18 protein-coding genes are annotated in these 22,350 nt (G+C 72.6%); 4 read left to right on the forward strand and 14 right to left on the reverse strand.

Annotated features, from left to right (window positions below):
* Window positions 1-20 precede the first annotated feature (20 nt).
* On the forward strand, window positions 21-1,250 hold the full coding sequence (locus GNZ18_RS03175; protein ID WP_173390623.1) for an MFS transporter: 1,230 nt from the start codon (window positions 21-23) through the stop codon (window positions 1,248-1,250).
* Here the strand turns inward: GNZ18_RS03175 and GNZ18_RS03180 are convergent.
* From GNZ18_RS03180 to GNZ18_RS03225, 10 genes are all read right to left on the reverse strand, one after another.
* A complete protein-coding gene (locus tag GNZ18_RS03180; protein ID WP_156214519.1) occupies window positions 1,225-2,007 on the reverse strand; it encodes a type III pantothenate kinase in 783 nt (260 codons plus the stop codon). The genes GNZ18_RS03175 and GNZ18_RS03180 overlap by 26 nt on opposite strands.
* A gap of 14 nt (window positions 2,008-2,021) precedes the next feature.
* Window positions 2,022-2,879, reverse strand: a complete 858-nt coding sequence (gene nadC / locus GNZ18_RS43985) for a carboxylating nicotinate-nucleotide diphosphorylase (protein WP_156214520.1) — start codon at window positions 2,877-2,879, stop codon at window positions 2,022-2,024.
* Window positions 2,876-4,525, reverse strand: a complete 1,650-nt coding sequence (locus tag GNZ18_RS03190) for an L-aspartate oxidase (protein WP_156214521.1) — start codon at window positions 4,523-4,525, stop codon at window positions 2,876-2,878. The genes nadC and GNZ18_RS03190 overlap by 4 nt, the downstream gene beginning before the upstream one ends.
* 149 nt (window positions 4,526-4,674) lie before the next feature.
* Window positions 4,675-5,547, reverse strand: coding sequence for a pantoate--beta-alanine ligase (panC, locus tag GNZ18_RS03195; RefSeq protein ID WP_376766259.1), 873 nt, complete (start codon window positions 5,545-5,547; stop codon window positions 4,675-4,677).
* A gap of 36 nt (window positions 5,548-5,583) precedes the next feature.
* Window positions 5,584-6,525, reverse strand: coding sequence for a Rossmann-like and DUF2520 domain-containing protein (locus GNZ18_RS03200; RefSeq protein ID WP_156214522.1), 942 nt, complete (start codon window positions 6,523-6,525; stop codon window positions 5,584-5,586).
* 491 nt (window positions 6,526-7,016) lie between these two features.
* The gene (locus GNZ18_RS03205) at window positions 7,017-9,560 is read right to left on the reverse strand and encodes an ABC transporter permease (protein ID WP_156214523.1); all 2,544 of its coding nucleotides are present in this window, start codon (window positions 9,558-9,560) and stop codon (window positions 7,017-7,019) included.
* Window positions 9,560-10,333: an ABC transporter ATP-binding protein gene (locus GNZ18_RS03210; RefSeq protein ID WP_214616084.1), complete on the reverse strand. Its 774-nt coding sequence runs from the start codon at window positions 10,331-10,333 to the stop codon at window positions 9,560-9,562. Before GNZ18_RS03210 ends, GNZ18_RS03205 begins: the two co-directional genes overlap by 1 nt.
* Before the next feature lie 451 nt (window positions 10,334-10,784).
* Complete coding sequence (locus tag GNZ18_RS03215) at window positions 10,785-11,147, reverse strand: chaplin family protein (protein WP_312874272.1); 363 nt, start codon at window positions 11,145-11,147, stop codon at window positions 10,785-10,787.
* 98 nt (window positions 11,148-11,245) lie between these two features.
* A complete protein-coding gene (locus GNZ18_RS03220; RefSeq protein WP_308165865.1) occupies window positions 11,246-11,941 on the reverse strand; it encodes a response regulator in 696 nt (231 codons plus the stop codon).
* Between the two features lie 60 nt (window positions 11,942-12,001).
* The gene (locus GNZ18_RS03225; protein ID WP_156214524.1) at window positions 12,002-13,165 is read right to left on the reverse strand and encodes a sensor histidine kinase; all 1,164 of its coding nucleotides are present in this window, start codon (window positions 13,163-13,165) and stop codon (window positions 12,002-12,004) included.
* A 115-nt stretch (window positions 13,166-13,280) separates the two neighbouring features.
* On the opposite strand from GNZ18_RS03225, the gene GNZ18_RS03230 reads away from it, so the two are divergent.
* Window positions 13,281-14,294 (forward strand): SAM-dependent methyltransferase, encoded by a 1,014-nt coding sequence (locus tag GNZ18_RS03230; protein ID WP_156214525.1) that lies wholly within the window; start codon window positions 13,281-13,283, stop codon window positions 14,292-14,294.
* A gap of 750 nt (window positions 14,295-15,044) precedes the next feature.
* On the opposite strand, the gene GNZ18_RS03235 is transcribed toward GNZ18_RS03230, so the two are convergent.
* Together GNZ18_RS03235 and GNZ18_RS03240 are read right to left on the reverse strand one after the other, a co-directional pair.
* Window positions 15,045-16,253, reverse strand: a complete 1,209-nt coding sequence (locus GNZ18_RS03235; RefSeq protein WP_156214526.1) for a cytochrome P450 — start codon at window positions 16,251-16,253, stop codon at window positions 15,045-15,047.
* Between the two features lie 27 nt (window positions 16,254-16,280).
* Complete coding sequence (locus GNZ18_RS03240; protein ID WP_312874273.1) at window positions 16,281-16,727, reverse strand: MarR family transcriptional regulator; 447 nt, start codon at window positions 16,725-16,727, stop codon at window positions 16,281-16,283.
* A 574-nt stretch (window positions 16,728-17,301) separates the two neighbouring features.
* Between GNZ18_RS03240 and GNZ18_RS03245 the strand changes: the two genes are divergently transcribed.
* Window positions 17,302-18,141 (forward strand): alpha/beta fold hydrolase, encoded by an 840-nt coding sequence (locus tag GNZ18_RS03245; protein WP_156214527.1) that lies wholly within the window; start codon window positions 17,302-17,304, stop codon window positions 18,139-18,141.
* 606 nt (window positions 18,142-18,747) lie between these two features.
* Here GNZ18_RS03245 and GNZ18_RS03250 read toward each other — a convergent pair.
* Entirely contained in the window at window positions 18,748-20,064 is a 1,317-nt protein-coding gene (locus tag GNZ18_RS03250) for a PH domain-containing protein (protein ID WP_312874274.1), read from the reverse strand.
* Window positions 20,065-20,387: 323 nt separating this feature from the next.
* Window positions 20,388-20,957: a PH domain-containing protein gene (locus GNZ18_RS43520; protein ID WP_312874275.1), complete on the reverse strand. Its 570-nt coding sequence runs from the start codon at window positions 20,955-20,957 to the stop codon at window positions 20,388-20,390.
* 220 nt (window positions 20,958-21,177) lie between these two features.
* Here GNZ18_RS43520 and GNZ18_RS03260 point away from each other — a divergent pair, with 220 nt between their 5' ends.
* Window positions 21,178-22,326, forward strand: coding sequence for an NADH-quinone oxidoreductase subunit D (locus GNZ18_RS03260; protein WP_156214530.1), 1,149 nt, complete (start codon window positions 21,178-21,180; stop codon window positions 22,324-22,326).
* Window positions 22,327-22,350: the final 24 nt, after the last annotated feature.

Genomic DNA, 22,350 nt, shown 5'->3' on the forward strand with positions numbered 1-22,350 from the left:
CGCGACGTAGACAGGGGCTCATGGCTGCCACGACCTCGTCATCCGTCTCGTCCCGGCCGCGCCGCGCCGCCGGGCCGGGCGCGGTCGCATCGATCATGTTCGGCGTCGGCTGGGGCGCGAACCAGTTCGCCTCGCTGCTCGGGCTCTACAGCGGGAGGCTGCACCTCGGCGACGGCGCCGCGCAGGCGATGTTCGGGATCTACGCGCTGGGGCTGGTGCCGGGCCTCGTGCTCGGCGGGCCCGCCTCCGACCGGCTCGGGCGGCGGCGGATCGCGCTGCCGTTCGCGTCCGTGTCCGCGCTGGTGACGCTGGTGCTGATGGCGGGCGCGTCGGCCCCGGCGCTGCTGTACGTGGGCCGTTTCCTGGCGGGCATCGTGACCGGCGCGGTCCTCGCGACCGGGACGGCGTGGGCGAAGGAGCTGTCGCCCCGCTCGGGGACGCGGCTGACGGCGCTGGCGGTCTCGGCCGGCTTCGGCGCCGGGCCGCTGGTGGCCTCGCTGGTCGCGCAGTGGGCCCCGGACCCGCTGGTCACCGCCTACGTCCCGCATCTGCTGATCATGGTGGCGGCGGTGCCGCTGGCGTTCCGCGTCCGCGAGACGAGCGTCCGGCGGCCGAAGCCGGTCGAGGGCCGGGGGCCGCGGCTCGGCGGGGTCGGGCGGGCGCGGTTCTGGCAGGTCGTGGCGCCCGTCGCGATCTGGACGTTCACCGCGCCGGTCACCGCGTTCGCGGTGCTCCCGACGCGGGTGCCCGTCCGGCATCTGCCGATCGTGTACTCGGGGGTCATGACGGCGCTGACGCTGGCGGCCGGGATGGCGGCGCAGCCGGTGGCGCGGCGCCTGGAGGGGCGGCATCCGCGCCTGGTCGCGCGCACCGGGCTGGCGGGGATCATCTCCGGCCTCGTCGCGGCCGCGCTGACCGTCGGGCTGGAGCAGCCCGCGCTGAACGCGGTCGCGGCCCTGCTCCTCGGCGGCGGGTACGGGTTCGTCCTGAACTACAGCCTCACGGAGGTCGCGCGCATGGCGCGGCCGGGTGAGCTCGCCGGTCTGACCGCCGCCGCATACGCCCTGGTCTACGTGGGGATGTTCACGCCGCTGGTGCTCACGAGGCTGGACGGCCTCGTCCCGCTGGACGCGCTGCTGGCGACGCTCGCCGTGCTGGCCTCGGCCTGCCTCGCCTACGTGTGGCGGCGGAACGCCACGGCGCGGCCGGAGGCGGCGGAGCGGCTCACGGAGTGTTCCGCTGGTAGATGAGCCGCAGCCCGACGAGGGTGAGCCACGGCTCGAACACGTCGATGCGGCGCGACTCCTCCAGCACGAGCGGCGCCAGGCCGCCGGTCGCGATGACCGTGACGTCCTGCGGGTCGTCGGCGAGTTCCTCCGCCATCCGCGCGACGATGCCGTCGACCTGCCCGGCGAAGCCGAAGATGATCCCGGACTGGAGCGCCTCGACGGTGTTCTTGGCGATCACGCTGCGCGGCCGGACCAGCTCGATCTTGTGGAGCTGGGCGCCGCGCGAGGACAGCGCGTCGATCGAGATCTCGATGCCGGGCGCGATCGCGCCGCCGACGTACTCGCCCTTCGCCGAGACCGCGTCGAAGGTGGTGGCGGTGCCGAAGTCGACGACGATCGCGGGGCCCCGGTGCAGGTGGACGGCCGCCAGCGCGTTCACGATGCGGTCGGCGCCGACCTCCTTGGGGTTGTCCATCCGGACGGGGACCCCGGTCTTGACGCCCGGCTCCACGATCACCGCGGACACGTCGCCGTAGTAGCGGCGGCACATCTCCCGCATCTCGTGCAGGACGGACGGGACCGTGGAGCACAGCGCGATGCCGCTGATGTCGGTGTCGGCCAGCAGCGGGCTCTGCTGGACGAGCCCCTGCAGGACCACGGCGATCTCGTCGGCGGTGCGCCGCGGATCGGTGTTGATCCTCCAGTGCTCGATGACCTCCTCGCCCTCGAACAGGCCGAGGACCGTGTGGGTGTTACCGACGTCGATGGTGAGCAGCATCAGGTCCCCGCTGGTCAGGTGAAGTCAAGGCCGATGTCGAACACGGACGCCGAGTGCGTCAGCGCGCCGACCGCAAGGTAGTCGACCCCGGTCACGGCAACGTCTCGGGCCCTGTCCAGGGTAAGGCCACCACTGGCCTCCAGCTCCGCCTTCCCCCCGACCAGGGCGACGGCCTCGGACATCTCCGCGTCGCTCATGTTGTCGAGGAGGATCGCGCGGGCGCCGACCGCGAGGGCCTCCGCGACCTGGTCGAGGGTGTCGCACTCGACCTGGATGTGCAGGGACGGGTAGACGGCGCGGACGGCCTCGTACGCCTTGGAGACGCTCCCGGCGGCGGCGATGTGGTTGTCCTTGATCAGCGCGGAGTCGTGCAGGCCCATCCGGTGGTTGACGCCGCCTCCGCACCGCACGGCGTACTTCTGGAGCGCGCGCAGGCCGGGCAGCGTCTTGCGGGTGTCGCGGACCCTGGCCTTGGTGCCCTCCATCGCGTCCGTCCAGCGGCGCGTGGCGGTCGCGATTCCGGACAGGTGGGTGAGCAGGTTCAGGGCCGTCCGTTCGGCGCGCAGCACGGCCCGGGTCGGCCCCTCCACCGAGATGAGCACCTGCCCGGGCACGACGCGGTCCCCGTCGGCGACCTTCGCCTCGTAGGCGACCTCCAGCGCCTCGAACACGACGGCGGCGACCGGGATCCCGGCGACGACCCCCTCCTCGCGGGCGGTGAAGTCCCCGGTCGAGGGGTCCCGCGGCGCGAAGATCGGCTCGCTGGTGACATCGGCCTCGCCGTCCTCGGCGAGCGCCGTCCGGACGACGTCCTCCACAGCCTGTGGATCGAGCCCGGCGGTCCTGAGCGTCCCGTCCAGTTCCGGTGTCATGCGCGGCTTCCTTCCTGGCGTTCGTAGGTCGTGGTGAGAGCGTTCCCGTCCAGGCGGGTGACGAGGTGGCCGCGCCAGGTCCCGTCGGCGCGGTCGGGGAAGTCCTCGCGCCAGTGGCTGCCCCGGGTCTCCTCCCGGAGCCGCGCGGCGGCCGCGATCGCGGACGCGACCGTGTGCAGGTTGGTGACCTCCCACGCCGCGACGCCCGGCGCCTGCTCCCGCCGCGGCGCGGACGGCTCCGAAAGCTCGGACAGCTCGCGGACCGCCGTCGCGAGGCCCTCGGCGCCTCGGAGCACGCCGACATGGGACGTCATGATCCGCTGGATCTCGCCGCGCAGCCCCGGATCGAGGAGGCCGCCTGCTCTCCGCTCATCTGCCGGCAGGTCCGTGCCGGGCGGGCCGGCGAGGTCGTCCTCGATCGCGGTGGCGATCCGGGCCGCGAACACGAGCCCCTCCAGGAGGGAGTTGGACGCGAGCCTGTTCGCGCCGTGGACGCCCGTGCAGGCGACCTCCCCGCATGCGTACAGGCCCGGAACGGACGTCCGTCCGAACAGGTCCGTGCGGACGCCTCCGCTCGCGTGGTGCGCCGCGGGGACGATCGGGATCGGCTCGGTCACCGGGTCGATCCCGTGGTGCCGGCAGGCGGCGAGGATCGTCGGGAAGCGGTGCTCCCAGGTAGCGGCGCCGAGGTGCCGGCCGTCCAGGTACATGTGGGACGCGCCGGTCTCGTGCATCCGGTTGATGATCCCCTTGGCGACGACGTCGCGGGGGGCGAGTTCGGCCAGTTCGTGGCGGCCGGTCATGAAGCGCTCGCCCGCGTGGTCGACCAGGTGGGCGCCCTCGCCGCGCACCGCCTCGGAGATCAGCGGCTGCTGCCCGGCGGCGTCCGCGCCGAGCCAGAGCACCGTCGGGTGGAACTGGACGAACTCAAGGTCGGTGACGGCCGCCCCGGCGCGCAGCGCGAGCGCGACGCCGTCGCCGGTGGAGACCTCGGGGTTGGTCGTGGCGGAGAACACCTGCCCGAGCCCGCCGGTGGCGAGGACGACGGCGCGGGCGCGGACGGCTCCGACGCCGCCCGGCTGGCCCTCGCCCATGACGTGCAGGGTGATCCCGGCGGCCCGTCCCGAGGCGTCCTTCAGCAGGTCGAGGACCAGTGCGTGCTCGATGACCTCGACGCCGGAGTCCTTGAGCGCGGCGAGCAGCGCGCGGCTGATCTCGGCGCCGGTCGCGTCGCCGCCCGCGTGCGCGATGCGGCGCCGGTGGTGGCCGCCCTCCCTGGTCAGCTCGATGTCGCCGGAGCCGGAGCGGTCGAAGGCGGCGCCGAGGTCGATGAGCCCGCGCACGGCCTCCGGCCCCTCGGTGACCAGGGCCCGGACGGCGTCCTCGGCGCAGATCCCGACACCGGCGGTCAGCGTGTCGGCGAGGTGCTCCTCCGGGGTGTCGTCGGGGGCGAGCGCGGCGGCGATCCCGCCCTGCGCCCAGCGGGTCGACCCCGCGTCCAGCAGTGCCTTGGTGACCAGCAGCACCCGCCCGCGCGGCCGGCACCGCAGCGCGGTGACCAGGCCGGCGATGCCGGATCCGATGACGACGACGTCGGTCTCGGTGGTCCAGCCGGGGGCGGGGGCCGCGAGAACGGAAGGGATCATGAGCCCTCCTCGGGGTTCGGTTCTCGTCATTGTGACATTAACCCCGGGAGCCGCCAATGAATCGGGACGAAGGTCACATTGACGGAGAACTTTCCGGGCAAGCGAAACGGCCGTACGCCCCCGGGCATACGGCCGATACGGCACGCGGATCAGCGCTCAGGCGGGGCGCCGAGGTCCAGGGGCAGGTTGTCGATCAGGTGGGTGGCGCCGACCCGGCCCGCCGCGGCGAGCACGGCGGGGCCGGTGTGCGCGTCCGCGACCTCAAGGAACGTCGCCGGATCGACCAGGACGAGGTAGTCCAGCGTGAGCGGGGGCTCGGCCGTCGCGGCCTCGGCCAGGACGGCCCGCGCCGCGCCGGCGATCGCCTCCGGGCCGCCCCGGGCCGCGTCCGCGCCCGCGCGCAGGGCCCGCGACAGCGCGAGCGCCGTCGCGCGCTCGTCCGCCGACAGGTAGCGGTTGCGGCTCGACAGCGCGAGGCCGTCGGGCTCCCGGACGGTCGGCGCGCCGACGACCTCCACCGGCAGGTTCAGGTCGAGGACCATCCGCCGGATCATCGCGAGCTGCTGCGCGTCCTTCTGCCCGAAGACCGCGACGTCCGGGCGCACCAGGTTGAACAGTTTCAGGACGACCGTGAGCATCCCGTCGAAATGGCCCGGCCGCGTCACGCCCTCCACCCGGGCGCCCATCGGCCCCGACCGCACCGTGACCTGCGGCTCCGTCGGATACATGACCTCGCGCCCCGGGGCGAACACGAGGGCGGCGCCCTCCTCGGCGCAGGCCCGCAGGTCCGCGTCGAACGTCCGGGGGTAGCGGTCGAAGTCCTCGCCGGGGCCGAACTGCAACGGGTTGACGAACACGCTCACGGCCACCACGTCCGCGCGCCGCCGCGCCTCGCGGATCAGCGACCGGTGCCCCTCGTGCAGCGCGCCCATGGTCGGGACGAGGGCGAGGCTCCCCCCGGCCGCCGCCCTGGCCTCCGCCAACTCCTCGCGCGTCCTGACGACGGCGGGCATCGCGGACATCGGGTCCTCCTCGATCGTTGGGGGCGGTCGGCCCGCTCAGTCGGCCAGCGCTTCGAGGAGGCGTTCGGCGTCCTCGGGTTTGAGCAGTCCCGCGCCGAGCGCGCGGTCGGCGGTGAGGCGGGCCAGCGCCACGTAGGCGCGGCGGCTCTCGGGCGACACCCGGCCGAGTTCGGCGACATGGTCGGCGACGGTGCCCGCGTCGCCGCGCGCGACCGGCCCGGTGAGGCCGTCGATGCCGAGGCGCAGCCCGTTGTCGAGCGCCGCGCCGAGCAGCGGGCCGAGCATCCGGCCGGGCTCGGCGACCCCCGCGCCGCGCAGCAGGTCCATCGTCTCGACGACCAGCGTGACCAGGTGGTTCGCGCCTCCGGCGAGGGCCGCGTGGTAGAGCGGGCGGCGCTCCTCGGGGATCCACACCGGCTCGCCGCCCATCTCCAGCACGAGCGCCTCGGCGACCGGGCGCAGCGGCTCGGGCGCGGTCACGCCGAACGAGATGCCGGTGAGGCGGTTCACGTCGTCGGGCCGTCCGGTGAAGGTCATGACCGGGTGCAGCGCGAGCGGCAGCGCCCCGGCCCGCGTGACCGGGTCCAGGACGGACGCCCCGTACCGTCCGCTCGTGTGCGCGACGAGCTTGCCGGTCACCTCGACCCCCGCGCCGACGAGCCCGGCGGCGAGTTCCGGCAGGGCGTCGTCGGGGACGGTGAGGAGCACCAGGTCGGCGGCGGCCACGACCTCGTGCGGGGGCGCGACGTCCACGCCGGGGAGCCGCTGCTCGATCCGCTCCCGCGACCGCTCGGACACCGCCGCGGCGGCCACGACGCGGTGTCCGGCGCCGGCGAGCGCGGCGCCGAGCGCCGTCCCGACGCGTCCGGCGCCGACGACGCCGACCGCCAGCCGCGCGGGCCGCTCCCCGGCGCCGCCCGGACCGTCTCCGGGGCCGTTCCCGGGCGCGGCGGCAGGGGGCGTGGCATGTGAATCCATCGGTTCGTTCCAGTCCTCAGGTAGGTACCGGACGTGCGCGACCCAATGTACTCGCGGGCCCGTGGCCTGACGTCCGGCGGATGGCACGGCGCCTGTGCGGCGGGGTGGCACCGCGCGGACACTACCCGAGCCGACCATGCCATCCCACACGAGTAAGGACTCAGCTACCAGGTGTGACGATCATCTCCCTGATCCGGCCACACTTTCTGGACGACGGAGGGTCATCTCTTGCGGCGCGCCGAAAGGCGAGCGTATCTCTGGATTGCGACGGCGCCGTCACCATAAGTGAAACCCTCGGACGCACCCGAGCCATCGCGGACGGCCCGGCGGTAGGGGAACGGACCCGCTCCTACCACCTCGGAAAGGCCGCCCGCACCCCACTCCGCCCCACCGCTAACCGTCGTCCCCTGCGGTGGGGCGGAGCCAACCCTCATCACGCATCGCACCCGGTTTGGGACCGCGCCGATCCCGCCCCGGGCGCCCTCGCGCACTCAGTCGGTGGCGAGGGACTCGACGATGGACGCCTTGGCGGCGCGCCGCGCGGGCATGACCGCCGCGACCGTCCCGGCGGCGCCCGCGAGCACGACGAAGCCGACGACCTGGAGGTAGGGCAGCGAGAAGACCGACCCCTCCGCCATCGCGCGGGTCGCGGCCCAGCCGAACGCGATCCCGAGCACGACCCCGGTGGACGCCCCGATCACGGCCATGACCAGCGCCTCGACCGACAGCATCCGGCGGAGCTGGCGGCGGGTGAGGCCGAGGGCGCGCAGCAGCGCCGACTCGCGCGTCCGTTCCACGACCGACAGCGTCAGCGTGTTCGCGATCCCGAACAGCGCGATGACGATCGCCAGCCCGAGCAGCCCACCGAAGATCATCAGCATCATGTCGATCGCGTTGCTGACGCTCTCCTCGAACTCCGCCCCCGAGTACACCTTCGCGGTCGGGTAGGGCCGCGCCGCGTCCTCGACGACGCGCCGCGCCGCCTCCGGGGGCACCCCGTCCTTGTCCTGGATGTAGATCGCCGACTGGCCGGGGGCACCGAAGTACCGGCGGAAGTCCGCCTCCGGCACCAGGACCTCGCCGACCGGCGCGGGCGAGGTGTACACCGCGGCGATCTTGACGGGCACGGTTCCGTGCGCGGTCTTGAGCTGGACGGTCCGGCCCGCCGACAGCCCGTTCCTGTTCGCGATCAGCTTGTCGACCAGCACGGTCCCGGGCTGGAGGCCGCCCGGCTTGAGCGCCGCCTCCGACCCCGCCTCGATGCGGGGCTTGAGCACGGTGCCGAGCGCCCTGCCGGTCAGGCTGGCGACCGTCACCGACCTGCCGCCGATCTCGGTGTCCTTGCCCAGCACCTCGAAGACCTGGGCGAACTCCGGCCGCTTGGCCAGCGTCTCGGCGAGCGCGTGCGGGACGACCCCGCCGCTGTCGCGGCCGGGCCCCGCGCCGCCGCGCGCCTCCACCTGGAACTCCACCGGGTACTGCTCCGCGAGCTTGGCCGCCGAGGTCGCCTTGCTGCTCGCCGCGACCACCGCGAACAGGCTCATCAGCCCGACGCCGACGGTCAGCGCGATCGTCGTCGTGGCGGTGCGGCGCGGCGTGCGGCGGGCGTTCTCCACCGCCAGCCGCCCCGGGACGCCGCCGAGCCGCGCCGGGATCGCGCCGGCGACGCGTCCGAACGGGCGCACCAGCGCGGGCATGCCCGTGACCACCGCCAGGAAGAACACGCCGCCGCCGAGCGCGACGACGTACATCGCGGTCGGCCCCTTCCCCATCTGGAGCGAGCCGAGCCCGCCGAGCGCGAGCCCGGCCGCCCCGAGCAGGACGGTCAGCGCCGTCCGGACGCGCCCGAGCCGGAACCGGCCCCCGCCTGGCTCCAGCTCCGAGCGCAGCGCCGCGACCGGCGGCACGCGCGTCGCCGCCCGCGCCGGCAGCAGCGCGGAGAGCACGGTCACCGTCACGCCGACCGCCAGCCCCACCACGACCGTGCGCCCGGCGAAGGCCAGCCCGCTCACCGGCACCTCCGAGGCGAACCGGCTGAGAGCGGCGACCGCGCCCGCGCCGAGCCCGATCCCTGCGAGGATGCCGAGCAGCGAGCCGACCAGGCCGACCACCGCCGACTCCACCAGGACGCCGCCGAACACCTGCCGCCGGGTCGCGCCGACGCAGCGCAGCAGCGCCATCTCCCGCATCCGCTGCGCGATCAGGATCGAGAACGTGTTGTAGATGACGAGGGCCGAGACCAGCATCGCCACCAGCCCGAAGATCAGCAGGCCGGTGCGGATGATCTCGGTGTCCGCGCCCGCGCCCTTGGCGAGCCGCTTGGCGAGCCCGTCCCCGGTGAGCACCTCGTAGGAGCCGCCGACGGCGGCGGCGACCGCGGCCCGGTCCGGCCCGAGGACGTCGATCTCCGTGTAGCTCTTCCTGCCCGTCATCGCCTGCGCCGTCGTGGCGTCGAACCCCACCCCGCCCTGGGCGCTGACCTCGTTGTCGATGCCGAAGTCGACGATCCCGACGACGGAGAAGCGGTGCGGGCGCCCCGCGTGGTCGAGGACGGTCACCGCGTCCCCGACCTTGTATCCGGCCCGGTCGGCGACCTCCTGGTTGAGCACCGCCTCGGCGGCGCCGGACGGCGCGCGGCCCTTGTCCACGTCGAACCGCAGCAGCCGCCCGGTCGGCACCGACAGGCCGAAGGTCGGGTAGTCGCCGACGGTCTTGCCGTCCTTGCCGACGAGCGCGGCCTCCCCGCGCACCGCGCCCTGCGCGTCGGTCACCCCCGGCAGGCCCCGCACCTTGCGCAGGACGTCGGCGGGGATACCGGTCTCATCGTCCGGCCCCTTGCCGGCGCCGCGGCTCGGCAGGATCGCCACGTCCACCTTGCCGGCGGACTTCGCGAAGGTCTTGGCGACCCCCTGCTCCATCGTGTCGGTCAGCACGAACGTGCCGGAGATGAACCCCACGCCCAGCGTGATCGCCACGGCGGTCAGCAGCAGGCGCAGCTTGTGGGCGAGCAGGCCCGCGAGTGTCGTCCGCAGCATCACGCCCCCAGGCTCTTGAGGCGGTCGAGCACCGCGTCCGGCGTCGGGCGGACGATCTCCGAGACGATCTCCCCGTCGCGCAGGAACACCACCCGGTCCGCATACGAGGCCGCCACCGGGTCGTGGGTGACCATGACGATCGTCTGGCCCATCTCCCGCACCGACGAGCGCAGGAACCCGAGCACCTCGGCGCCCGCGCGGGAGTCGAGGTTGCCGGTCGGCTCGTCGGCGAAGATCACGTCCGGCCGGGCGACGATCGCCCGCGCGCACGCGACCCGCTGCTGCTGCCCGCCCGACAGCTCGCTCGGCCGGTGCCCGAGCCGCTCGCGGAGCCCGACCACGTCCACGACCCGGTCGAACCACGCCCGCTCGACCTTGCGGCCCGCGAGGTCGAGCGGCAGCCGGATGTTCTGCTCAGCGGTCAGCGTCGGCAGCAGGTTGAACGCCTGGAACACGAACCCGACCCGCTCCCGGCGCAGCATCGTGAGCTGCCGGTCGTTCAGGCCGGTCAGCTCGGCGTCGCCGAGCATGATCCGTCCCTCGGTGACGGTGTCGAGGCCCGCCAGGCAGTGCATCAGCGTCGACTTGCCCGACCCGGACGGCCCCATGATCGCGGTGAAGGCGCCGTCCGCGAACCCGACGCTGACCCCGCGCAGCGCGTGCACGGCCGCGTCACCGGACCCGTACACCTTCGACACGCGGTCGGCCGCGACCGCCGGCGCTTTCGCCGCGTCCGGCGCTCCCCCGGGTGGGCTGGTGAACGTGCTGGTCACGGCGACTCCTTCGTGGATGGGGACGGTCGTGCTCCACGCTAGGAATCGGCGCCGCTCCCGCCATCGCCCCCACGGCCACGGTTCGCGTCAGCCATGTGGCGCGTCCGGAACGCCCCGTACGACCTGAGTCGTACGCCCCCGTCAGCCGTCCTACCGACTCAGCGGCTCCCCGGCCGCCACGGCATGCGATCGGCAACCCCCGGCAGACCGCGCCCGCGACCGGCAGGCCGGGGGGCGCCGCCGGTGGCCACGGCCTCGGTCTCGACCGGAGCCCGCGAACTCCGCCGGGGGACCGCGTTCTCCCAGGGCAGGCGGCGGGTTCGGCCGGGCAAGGCTCCGACCAGGCGATTCGTCGATCGGAGGCGATGCGAGGTCGGTCAACGCGTCCGGAACGCGCGCGAGCGCCGGGGGCCCGAAGGACCCCGGCGCTCGCGGCTGAGACCGGGACGGCTCAGTGGTTCAGGTAGTTCACCGACGCGCCGCCCTTGCAGCCGGCGTTCGCGATGCCGACGACGGCGATCGCGTTGCCGCAGACGTCGATCGGGATGGAGATCGGGGCGATGATCTGGTTGCCGCCCAGGATCGACCCGTTACCGCTGGTGTGGTTGTTCGAGAACTGGCCGCCGTGCCCGTGTCCGTGGCCGTGCCCGTGCCCGTGGCCGTGGCCATCGGCGAAGGCGGGGCCGGCGGTCAGGATCGAGCCGGTGACGGCGAAGCCGATGATGCCGGTAGCGGCAAGCTTCTTGATCACGTGAATCCTCCCGTACGTCGGGTTTCGGTGGACCCGATGGACATTGCCCGAGGCCATCCGCATGAATGGCATCGCGTACGGTAGTTACCCAGCTACCGTCTGGTAGCGGAAATGCAATCCCCAAGCTGTCTGACAATAGTCATCAAGCGGTGACCAAGTCGTTACGGTGAGTCGTCTCTTTGGCCGCTTTTGACCAGACCCGTCTCATACGCGAACACGACCGCCTGGACCCGGTCCCGAAGCCCCAGTTTCATCAGGATCCGCCCCATGTGCGTCTTGACGGTCGCCTCCGACACATACAGCCGCGCCGCGATCTCCGCGTTGGACATCCCGCGCGCGACCAGCCGCAGCACCTCGCCCTCCCGCTCGGTCAGGCTCTCCAGCGCCCCGGTCGCCCGCTCCTGCGCGTCCGGCAGGTGCAGCGCGAACCGGTCCAGCAGCCGCTTGGTCGTGCTCGGCGCGACCACCGCGTCCCCCGAGTGCACCGCCTTGATCGCCTCGATGAGCTGCGCGGGGCCCGCGTCCTTCAGCAGGAACCCGCCCGCCCCCGCCTTGATCGCCGCGAACGCGTACTCGTCGAGGTCGAACGTCGTCAAGATCACGACCTTCGGCCCGGACGCCGCCACCACCCGCCGGGTGGCCTCGATGCCGTCCATCCGGGGCATCCGCACGTCCATCAGGACGACGTCGGCCGCCGTGGCCCGCAGCAGCTCCAGCGCCTGAACGCCGTCGGCCGCCTCCCCCACCACATCGATGTCGGGCTGCGCGTCCAGGACCATCTTGAACCCGGCCCGCACCAGCTCCTGATCGTCGACGAGGGCCACCCGGATCGGGCCCTCGTCCGCAAGCTCGTCCACACTGCCTCCCAGCACGCTCCTGCCACCTCCCACCCAACACCCAGCCGCGGACCCCTCCGGTCACGCCGCCTCGCGGACGGGGATCCGCGCGACCACCTCGAACCCGCCGCCCGGACGCGGCGCCGCCCGGACGCTGCCCCCGTACACCGCCGCGCGCTCGCGCATCCCGACCAGGCCGTGCCCGCGCCCGTCGTTGACCGCGGCGGCACCGCGCCCGTCGTCCACGACACGGATCTCGACGGTGTCCCCGGCATAGCAAAGCCGGACATGGGCGGACACACGCAATCCGCCGTGTTTAAGCGTGTTGGTCAGAGCCTCCTGGACGATCCTGAACACGGTGAGCTGCCGCCCCTCCGACATGGCCGCGGGTGAGCCGTCCACGCCCATCGTCACCGAAAGCCCCGAGGCGCGGAGCTGTTCCACCAGGTCATCGAGCTGCGCGACCCCGGGCTGCGGCGCGTACTCGCCCGCGTCGTCGTCCTCGCGCAGGACGCCGAGCAGCCGCCGCATCTCCCCCAGCGCCAGCCGTCCGGTCGAGGAGATCGTCTCCAGCGCCTGCCGCGCCCGCACGACGTCGGTGTTGATGGCGTAGGACGCGCCGTCCGCCTGGACCACGATCACGCTGACGTTGTGCGCGATGACGTCGTGCAGCTCCCGCGCGATCCGGCCGCGCTCGGCGGCCATCGCCATCTGCACCTCGGCGTCCCGCTCGCGCTCCAGCCGCTCGGCGCGCTCCTCCACCGACCGCAGGTAGGCGCGCCGCGTCCGCATGTGCAGGCCGAGGATCCACACGCCCGCCACCACCGCCGTCATCGCGAGGAACGTGAACTTCCTGTCGTTCGCGTCGACCGGGTACCGGAGCGTCGCCATGAGCGTCCCCAGCTCGCCGATCAGCGCTGTGGCCACCCCCCACCGGAAGGCGCAGCCCGCCGTGACGGTGTAGATCCCCATCAGGATGGCGATGTTCGCGGGCAGGACGGGGATGTGCAGCGCCCACTGGACGAACGAGACGGCGGCGACGACCGCGAAGACCGTCCGGGGGAACGTCCGGCGCAGCACCATCGGCACCAGCAGCGCGGCCGTGACCGCCACATATCTGTTCCCGCTCAGATCGGGACCGTTGCCGAGCAGCACCGGGAACACCAGTACCAGCACCGGCGCGACGAGGAACGCGTCGACCAGCGGCTTCCTGCCGCGCAACCACTCCCAGAACCTCGGGGCCATGCCGTCAGCGTAAGGACACGCAGGTCAGCCTCGGATCAGCCGCAAGTCGGAACCGGCTCCACCCCAAGGATGGACCTCGGCGGCGGCGACCCACGGTAACCTCACAGGAGTGCCGATGCCCGTGACCGAATGGCTGACCTGGCGCACCGCGATGGAGCGGGCCCTGTACGGCGAGGAGGGCTTCTACCGGCGCGGGGAACGCCCCGCCGAGCACTTCCGCACCTCCGTGACCGCCTCCCCCCGCTTCGCCGCCGCGATCGCCCGGCTGCTGGCCGAGATCGACGCCGCGCTCGGCCATCCCGCCCGGCTGGACATCGTCGACATCGGCGCCGGTTCCGGACGGCTCCTGGCCAACGTGCTGGCCTGCGCGCCCCCCGCCCTCGCCGACCGGCTCGCGCCGACCGCCGTGGAGATCGCGCCGCGCCCGTCCGACGTTCCCGCCCGCATCACCTGGCGCGCCGACCTTCCCACCGAGATCACCGGCCTGGCGGTCGCCAACGAGTGGCTCGACAACATCCCGCTGGACGTGGCCGAGCACACCCCGGACGGCGTCCGCACCGTGCTGGTCGACCCGTCCAGCGGCGCCGAGCGCACCGGTCCCGAGCCCACCGCCGAGGACCGCGACTGGCTGGAGCGCTGGTGGCCCCTGCGCGAGGCGGGCGACCGCGCCGAGATCGGCCACCCCCGCTGCGCCGCCTGGGCCTCGGTCATCGGGCGGCTCCGCCGCGGCCTCGCGATCGCCGTCGACTACTCGCACCACCGCGAGTCCCGTCCGCCCTACGGCACCCTGACCGGCTACCGCGACGGCTCCACGGTCCCCGCCGTCCCGGACGGCTCCTGCGACGTCACCGCCCACGTCGCCCTTGACGCCTGCGTCGTCGCGGGCGAACGCGCGGGCGCCACCTCCACCCTCCTGACCACCCAGCGCGCCGCCCTACGCGGCCTCGGCCTCTCCGGCGCCCGCCCCCCGACGGCCCAGGCCCACCAGGACCCGCGCGCCTACCTGACCGCCCTCTGCCACGCGGGCGAGGACGCCGAGCTGACCGACCCCTCCGGCCTGGGCGGCTTCGGCTGGCTGGCCCAATCCGTCCAGATCCCCCTCCCGGCCTCCCTGACCGAGACCCCATAAGCCCCACCCCACCCCGCAGCCCCCGCCCACAACCGCGAACGTCCCAGCGTCTCCCCCCGCAGCAGAGCGTCCCGCGCAACAACGGGCCCCCGGCACCACAGCACCCTCCCGGCACCACGGCACCCTCCCAGCACCACAACGCCCTCCCAGCACCACAACACCCTCCCGGTACCACGGCACCTTCCCAGCACCACAGCACCGGTCCCGGCACCACAACGCCCTCCCGGCACCACGGCACCTTCCCAGCACCACAACGCCCTCCCAGCACCACGGCACCTTCCCAGCACCACAGCACCGTCCCGGCACCACAGCACCGTCCCGGCACCACAGCGCTTTTCCGGCACCACAGCGCTTTTCCGGCACCACAGCGCTTTTCCGGCATCACAGCGCTTTTCCGGAGCACATGGCCTTCCCGAGTAACAGCACCCCGCCGCAGCAACGACGGGCCGACGCGGCGACAAGGCATGAGGCGACAGGGTGACAAGGCGACAGGGTGACAAGCGGCAGGCCGCCGGCACACGACACCGCGCTCCCCTAACGCCTGCAAGCGATGACCGCGACGGCGCAGGGACACGCCTTCCCAGGGGCCAACAACTAGCCCCAGGGACTGGGGGACAAGAAACCGCGCGCCCTCACGTCCGCAAGCGATGAAGCGCCAGCGCGCGGGGCGGCCCCGGCGCGCCGATCACAGCTCGGATGGTCGTCACGGTTGAACTCCGCCAGGCCGAACAAGCCGAACCGGCTCCCAGATCAGCATTCGACGTAGAGGGCCTCCAGGCCACGCAGGACGAAGCCGGACTTCCATTTGGGCTCGTCCGTCAGACGGAGGTCGGGGGCAAGGCGCAGGAGCGCGCCATAGGACTCCGCGAGTTCGATCCGGGCCAGCGGCGCGCCCAGGCAGTAATGGATGCCGAGGCCGAACGTGATGTGCGGGTTCGGGTCCCGTCCCAGGTCAAGGCGGTCGGGATCGGCGAACGTCTCTGGGTCGCGATTGGCGGACGCGAACTGAAGCGCGACCTCGGCACCGCGCGGGATATCGATTCCGGCAACGGTGATGTCCTCCAGTACCCACCGCTCGAACATCGGCGCCGGAGTGTCATACCGCAGCAGTTCCTCAATCGCGGTGGGGACGAGCGAGGCGTCGGCGCGCAGCCGCTCCAGTTCCCCCGGGTGGCGGAACAGTGCCCACCACCCATTTCCGGTCGTGTTGACCGTGGCCTCGTGGCCCGCGTTGAGCAGCAGGACGCAGGTGCCGATCAGCTCGTCCTCGGTGAGCCGGTCGCCACCGTCCACGACCTGGGCGAGCGCGCTGATCAGATCGTCGCGCGGCTCGTTCCGCCGTGACCGTGCCAGCTCACGCAGGTAGTCGGAGAACTCGGCGGCGGCCCGGACGGCCGTCCGCTGCACGTCCACCGGCGGATTCAGCTCGTACATACCGCAGATGTCGGCGGACCAGGGACGCAGCAGGTGCCGGTCCGAGACGGGCACGCCGAGCATCTCGGCGATCACGTTCACCGGCAGCGGCTCGGCCACCTCGGCGAGCAGGTCGCCGCCGCCCTTGGCCGCCAGGGACTCGGCCAGTTCCCCGGCGAGCCGCTGGATCGTCGGCCGCAGCCCCTCGACCATCCGCGCCGTGAACGCCTTGGAGACGAGCCGCCGCAGCCGCGTGTGCGTGGGCGGCTCCATGTCGAGCATCCCGGCGCGGACGAGATCCCAGAACGGTCTGAGGAACTCGGTCTCCGGCTCCTGCCCGAACTCCTCGTGCCCGGCGATGTGCAGGTAGGTGCGCCCGAGCCGCCGGTCCCGCAGCAGCGCGTTCACGTCCTCGTACCTGCTGATCACCCATTGGCCGCTGGGCTCATGGAAGAACACCGGACGCTCATCACGCAGCCACTCGAAGACGGGATAGGGGTTGGCGACGAAGTCGGGCGACCACGGATCATAGGCCAGCTCGTTCATGGTTCCGACGATAAGCCCGTGATCGCCTCATTCCGAGGGCAAATCGGTGAGAGAACCGGGCATCAGATGGCGCGCCAGCGTCTCCAGCGCCGCCGTCACCTCCGGGACGTGCTCCGGCCCGCCCAGAGCCGCCGTCAAGGCCCCCTCGATGCCCGCCGCGCGTACCTCGGCCACCCGCTCGGACACCTCACCGGCCTTGCGCACCAACGACCGCCGCCGATCCGCCGGATCCGGCGCCGTGACCACCGATCCCGCCTCCCTGAGCCGCGCGACCGCCATCGAGACCTGACTCTGCGGCAACCCGGTGCGCTCGGCGATCTCCCCGACGGCCGTGTCCGGATGCTCGACGACATCGCTCAACACGATCAGCACCGCCCGGGTCCCCCCGCGCTCCCCACCCCGCGCCGCAGGCATCGCCTCCTCCCCGACCTTCATCAACGCCCGCCCCAACAAGAACAGCTGAACTCCGTTCACCCCCTCAACTTACATCTAACAAGATACATCAAAGTTGATACATCTAAATAGATCCATTAAGCTCCCCACCAACAACCCCCGCCCAACCACCCACCCCCACCCCTTCGCCCCCCTTCGCCCACGCCTTCGCCCGCCTCTTCGCCATCCCTTCGCCCACCCACCACCCTCCCTACATCCAGCGCCGCTTCCCCCATTCAGGGGCCTTCTCCCAGCCGCCCCTCACCCAGAGGCCTTCGCTCAACCGCCCTTCCTCCAGAGACCCTTCGCTCAACCCCGCCCGGGCCCAACCGCCCACACCCGTCCGCCCGAACCGCTCCCCCTGACGACTGGCAGGGGGCTGACCGTATTCACCGCTCCCCGGCGCCGACGGCCCGGCAGCTCATCCGGGACCGCGACCCCTCTTCTTCGCGCGAGAACCGCAGCACCGGCACCGCAACACGGACGCCGCAACACCGGCGTCGCACCACGCGCGCCGCAGCACGAAGACCGGCGCACTGCTCTCACCGCCTCCCCCGGCAATCCGATCAACCTCGCTCTCACCCGAGCGACCTCGTCTTGAGAGGACGTAGAAGACATGGCAGCCACCAAGAGCGCGATGCTCCCCGTACCTGGAGCCGAGCTGTACTACGAGGTCAGAGGGGACGGGCCGCTGCTGGTGATCGGTCAGAGCGGCGAGGGGGACGCGCGGCGGAGCGTGGACATGGTCGACCGGCTGGTCGAGCACTACACCGTGGTCACCTATGACCGGCGCGGGCTTTCGCGGACCACCGTCGCCGACCCGTCCGCGCCCGTCCCACCCGAGACGCACGCCGAGGACGTCCACCATCTGCTGGCGAACCTCACCGACGAGCCAGCGCTCATGCTCGGGTGCAGTCTGGGCGCGCTCTACGGGCTTCACCTGGCCGCCACGCACCCCGGGCAACTCTCCACGCTCGTCGCCCATGACGTGGCCGCGCCCGGTTTGCTGCCTCCTTCCGATCGCGCCCGGATCGAGCGCATGCTGGGCGAGGTGGAGACCACCGCCCGGGCGGGCGGCTGGCGTGCCGCCATCGCGATGGTCGCCGCCGCCACCGGGCTCGACCCCTCCCGCATGGAGACCGAGTCCGGCGTCACCCTGGTGCCGATGACCGAGGATCGGGCCGCCAACATGACGTACTACCTGACCAATGACGTTTCCGAGCTTCGGCGCAGCGCTCTCGGGCCCGACGAGGTCGCCGCGGCCGCCGCGAGCACGCGGATCGTGCCCGCCGCAGGAGCCGATTCGAAGAACGCCTGGAACCATCAGTGCGCCGAGGAGCTGGCCTCCCTCCTCAACACCCCGCTCGTGGAGTTCCCCGGCGGGCACAACGGCAACACCGCGTTTCCGCGTGCCTTCGCCGCCCGCCTGCACGAGGTCCTGACCCTCACCTCCTGACGATCACTCGTGTGTTTCGGGCGGTCGGCCCGCCCTCCCCCTCTCGGACGGGCCGACCAACTCCATGGTGGGGGCGGGGCGCCGGGGGCAAAAGTAGAACGGCGTTCTGTGGATAGCCCGGCCGGCGAGAGGGCCCAGCGGGGCGTGCCCCTCCTCGCCACAGTTCCCGGACGAACGGACGACGGCCGGTCAGTGAAGCCCCGGGAGGGTCGTGTCGCTCTACGCCGCAGACCCCGGTCGGGCACGACGGCCGCCGGTCGGCAACCGAGCCTGGTGCGACGTCCGGCATCATCTTCACGGCGACCTCGCGCGTGCCTGGCGGGGGTCCGCAGCACGATCTTCTCGCCGGTCCACTGCCGCGATCCGGAGCGGGCGGTTGCCGACCGGCATGCGCGCGTAGGACGCCGAGGGCCGCGACCTCATATGTGACCCGCCCGCCGCGCGGGCGGGGATGACGGAGAAGCCGTGTTCGGCGGGGCCCGACCTCATACGTGGCCCGCCCCGCCGCGGGTGCTGGACGAACAGGACGCGGCGGCGGCCAGCGAGCGGCCCAGCGGGGTGTGTCGCGCTCCGCCGCGGTTCCTGGGCGAGCGAGAAGGCCGCCGGTCAGCGGGTCGCCCAGTGGGTCGTGTCGCCTGAGGTCCGGCGGGCCGCCTGGGCCCGCCGGGCGGTCGAATCGACGATCGCGCGCGCCTCGCCCAGGTCCCGGGCGGACGTGGCGACCTGCACCGGCCCCGGCGGCGCGTCCACGTGGACCGTCGCCAGCCCCTTGAGCCGCTGGAACAGGTTGGCCGTCAGGCGCACGCTCTGCGCGCGAGCGTGCGCGATGACGTCGGTACGGCGGCAGGGCCAGCCGTGGCGGGCCACGAACACCACGTCGTCGGTACCGGCGCCACCCGCGCGGTCGATGGTCACGGCCTTCGACGACGCGGGGACGAGCGGCAGCGCGTCGATGTTCGTCCCTGGGAACACCTGCGACACGAGGTACATGGCGACCTGCCGGGGCGCCACCGGCAGGAGGGTCGAGGAGAGGGCCTGACGCTCGCCCGCGTATCCCGCGACGGTGACCTCGATCCGGGCCCACCCCAGGGCGCGCCAGAGCGCCGGTTCGACGATGCTGACCGCCTGCACGCGTCCGGGCGGAAGGGTCTGCATGCGGGTCTCCAGCAGCCCGTAACGCAGGCGGATGCCGTCCGGTGACATCGCGACCGTGAAGTTGGCGTACATGACCAGCGGCGCGATGACGGCGCGGATCAGGCCGAGCAGCGCGGGCACGGTGACGGCCAGCATGCCGCCTTCCGCGTAGGCCACGAGGAACACCAGCGAGGCCAGGAACAGGACGATCGTCCCGATCACCGGGAGCCGTATCAGCAGGGATCCGAACAGCGCGCCGAAGGGCACGCGCCACAGATGGCGTTCGGGCGCCTCGGGTGTATGGCCCGGCAGCCCGGCCGCCCGCGCGAGGAGTTCGGCCCGTAGTTGCTGGGCGGAACCGCGTCCGAGATAGCGCAGTGCGATTTCGCTCTGCTCGCCCCCGGCGAGTTCCACCCGCACCTCGGCGAGGGCGAAAACGCGAGTGACCAGCGGACGGACGAGGTCGATGGCCTGGACGCGCGACAGCGGTATGCGGCGCTTGCGCTTGCGCAGCAGCCCGGTCTCGACGACGAGGTCGTCACCGTCCACACGGAAGCGCAGCCCCAGCCACGCCCACAGGCCGGAGCCCACGGCGATCAGCATCATCGGGAGGGTCACGACCAGGAACCTGGCGATCACCTCGGGCGTGAGCTCGATGGTCACACCCTCATCGGTCTGCGTGAGCAGCAGCGGAAAACCGAGCAGGACGAAGTACACGATGAGGATGAAGAACGCTCGCAGCGGCGCCGTCGCCCAGTGCAGCCTGTGCGTGCCTTCCGAGAACCGCACCGGTGGGGGCGGCCCATAACCCGGCGGAACTCCATACCCATGAGGCGGACCGTACGGCGGGCGAGGAGGCCCATAAGGAGGGCGCCCCCCAGGCCCATACGGCCCATGCGGCCCGAAGGGGCCCGGTGCTCCGTTAGGGACGGGCGCACCATACGGCCCAGGCCGCCCATACGGACCCGGCTGCCCAGGAGGGCCGTTCTGCCCAGGAGCGCCATATGGTCCGACCGGCCCGGCATGGCCGGGCGCTCCATACGGCCCTTGCTGATGTGGGTGTGGCCCGTAGGGAGAACCCCCGTTTTCTGGAGGAGGGCCAGGAGGGCCGCTCATAGGCCCATGCTCCGCTCCTCGCCCTTCTGGGCGAGCCGATCGCGCAGCAGTCCGGCCTCCGTCGCGGGCAGGCCCGGGATGGTGGCATCGGTGGCCGCGGCGGCGGTGTGCATGCGGACGGTGGCGATTCCCATCCACCGCTCCAGAAGCCCGGCCGTCACGTCCACGAACTGCATCCGCCCGTAGGGGACGACGATGAGCCGCTTGACGAGTACCCCATGCGTGACGATGAGGTCGTCACCCCGTTCCGCGTAGCCGAGGGAGCGGCGCCCCATCTCGGCCATGAGTCCCGCGAGGACGACCACGAGCGCCAAGGCGGCGAGCCACATGGCGGCGGCCACCGCCCCGCCGCCGTTCCGCCACACCAGGAAGGCCCCGAGGGCGCCGACGGGGATCGCCCACAGTACGGCCGTGGTCAACCGGTGCCAGGTGTGGCGCTTGGAGATGGGCGACCAGTGGAGCCCGTTCCCCGGCGCGAACGCCTGATCCGCCGGGTAGGCCGGGGGCGCGGCCACCGCGCCGCCCCGGCCGTGCGCCGCGTAGCCTGCCGGGATCTGCCCCGCCACGGGGGGCGCCGCGCCTGGGCCCGGCCCGTCCCGGCCTGCCCCACCCCGAGCAGGATCCGGTGGCGGCAACGGATGCGCCGCGCCCTGCGATCCCGGGTTTGCGGCGGGCTCATATGGCGGTTCGCCACGGCTCGCGTTCATCGCCTCCTAGTCAACCGGATAACGCCGACCGCTCGCCATGCGACTATGAGGCGGTGATCGGAGCGGCGGAGACGCGACCATGACCACCGAACGAATCGTCGGTATCGGTGCGGGCGCCAAGGAGCTCGCGACCGAGGACATGACCCTGAACATCGGGCCCCAGCACCCGTCCACGCACGGCGTGCTGCGGCTGCGGCTGACGCTGGACGGCGAGCGGATCTCGGCCGCCGAGCCCATCATCGGCTACATGCACCGCGGCGCGGAGAAGCTGTTCGAGGTGCGCGACTTCCGGCAGATCATCGTGCTGGCCAACCGGCACGACTGGCTTTCGGCGTTCTCCAGCGAGCTCGGAGTCGTGCTCGCCGTGGAGCGGATGCTGGGGATGGAGGTTCCGGTCCGCGCCGTATGGGCGAGGACGTTGCTGGCGGAGCTCAACCGCGTCCTCAACCACCTGATGTTCCTCGGGTCCTATCCGCTGGAGGTGGGCGCCATCACGCCGATCTTCTACGCCTTCCGCGAGCGCGAGGTGCTGCAGCGGGTGATGGAGGAGGTCTCCGGCGGACGCATGCACTACATGTTCAACCGTGTGGGCGGCCTGAAGGAGGAGCTGCCCGCAGGCTGGACGGGACGCGCGCGGCACGCCGTCACCGAGGTCCGGGCGCGCATGAGCGACATCGCGGACCTCATCATGGGCAACGAGATCTTCCGCGCACGCACCCGGAACGTGGGCGTCCTCACCCGCGAGCAGATCCTCCAGTACGGGGTGTCCGGGCCGATCGCGCGCGCGTCCGGTGTGGACTTCGACCTGCGGCGGGACGAACCGTATCTGGCCTACGGCGAACTCCCCGTCCGCGTGGTCACCCGCCAGGAGGGCGACTGCCTCGCCCGGTTCGAATGCCTTCTGGACCAGGTGTACGCGTCCCTGGACATCGCCGACGCCTGCCTGGACCGGCTCGCCGAGCTTCCGCCGGGGCCGATCAACCAGCGGCTCCCGAAGGTCCTGAAGGTCCCGGAGGGCCACACCTACGCCTGGACGGAGAACCCCCTCGGCCTCAACGGCTACTACCTGGTGTCACGCGGCGAGAAGACCCCGTGGCGGTTGAAGCTCCGGTCGGCGTCGTTCAACAACATCCAGGTGCTGGCGGAGCTGCTGCCGGGCAACCTGGTCGCCGACATGATCGCGATCCTCGGCTCGATGTTCTTCGTCGTGGGCGACATCGACAAATAGCCCCGCTCTGGAGCACGCTCCTCT

The sequence above is a fragment of the Actinomadura litoris genome (assembly GCF_009733595.1).
GTDB lineage: Bacteria > Actinomycetota > Actinomycetes > Streptosporangiales > Streptosporangiaceae > Spirillospora > Spirillospora litoris.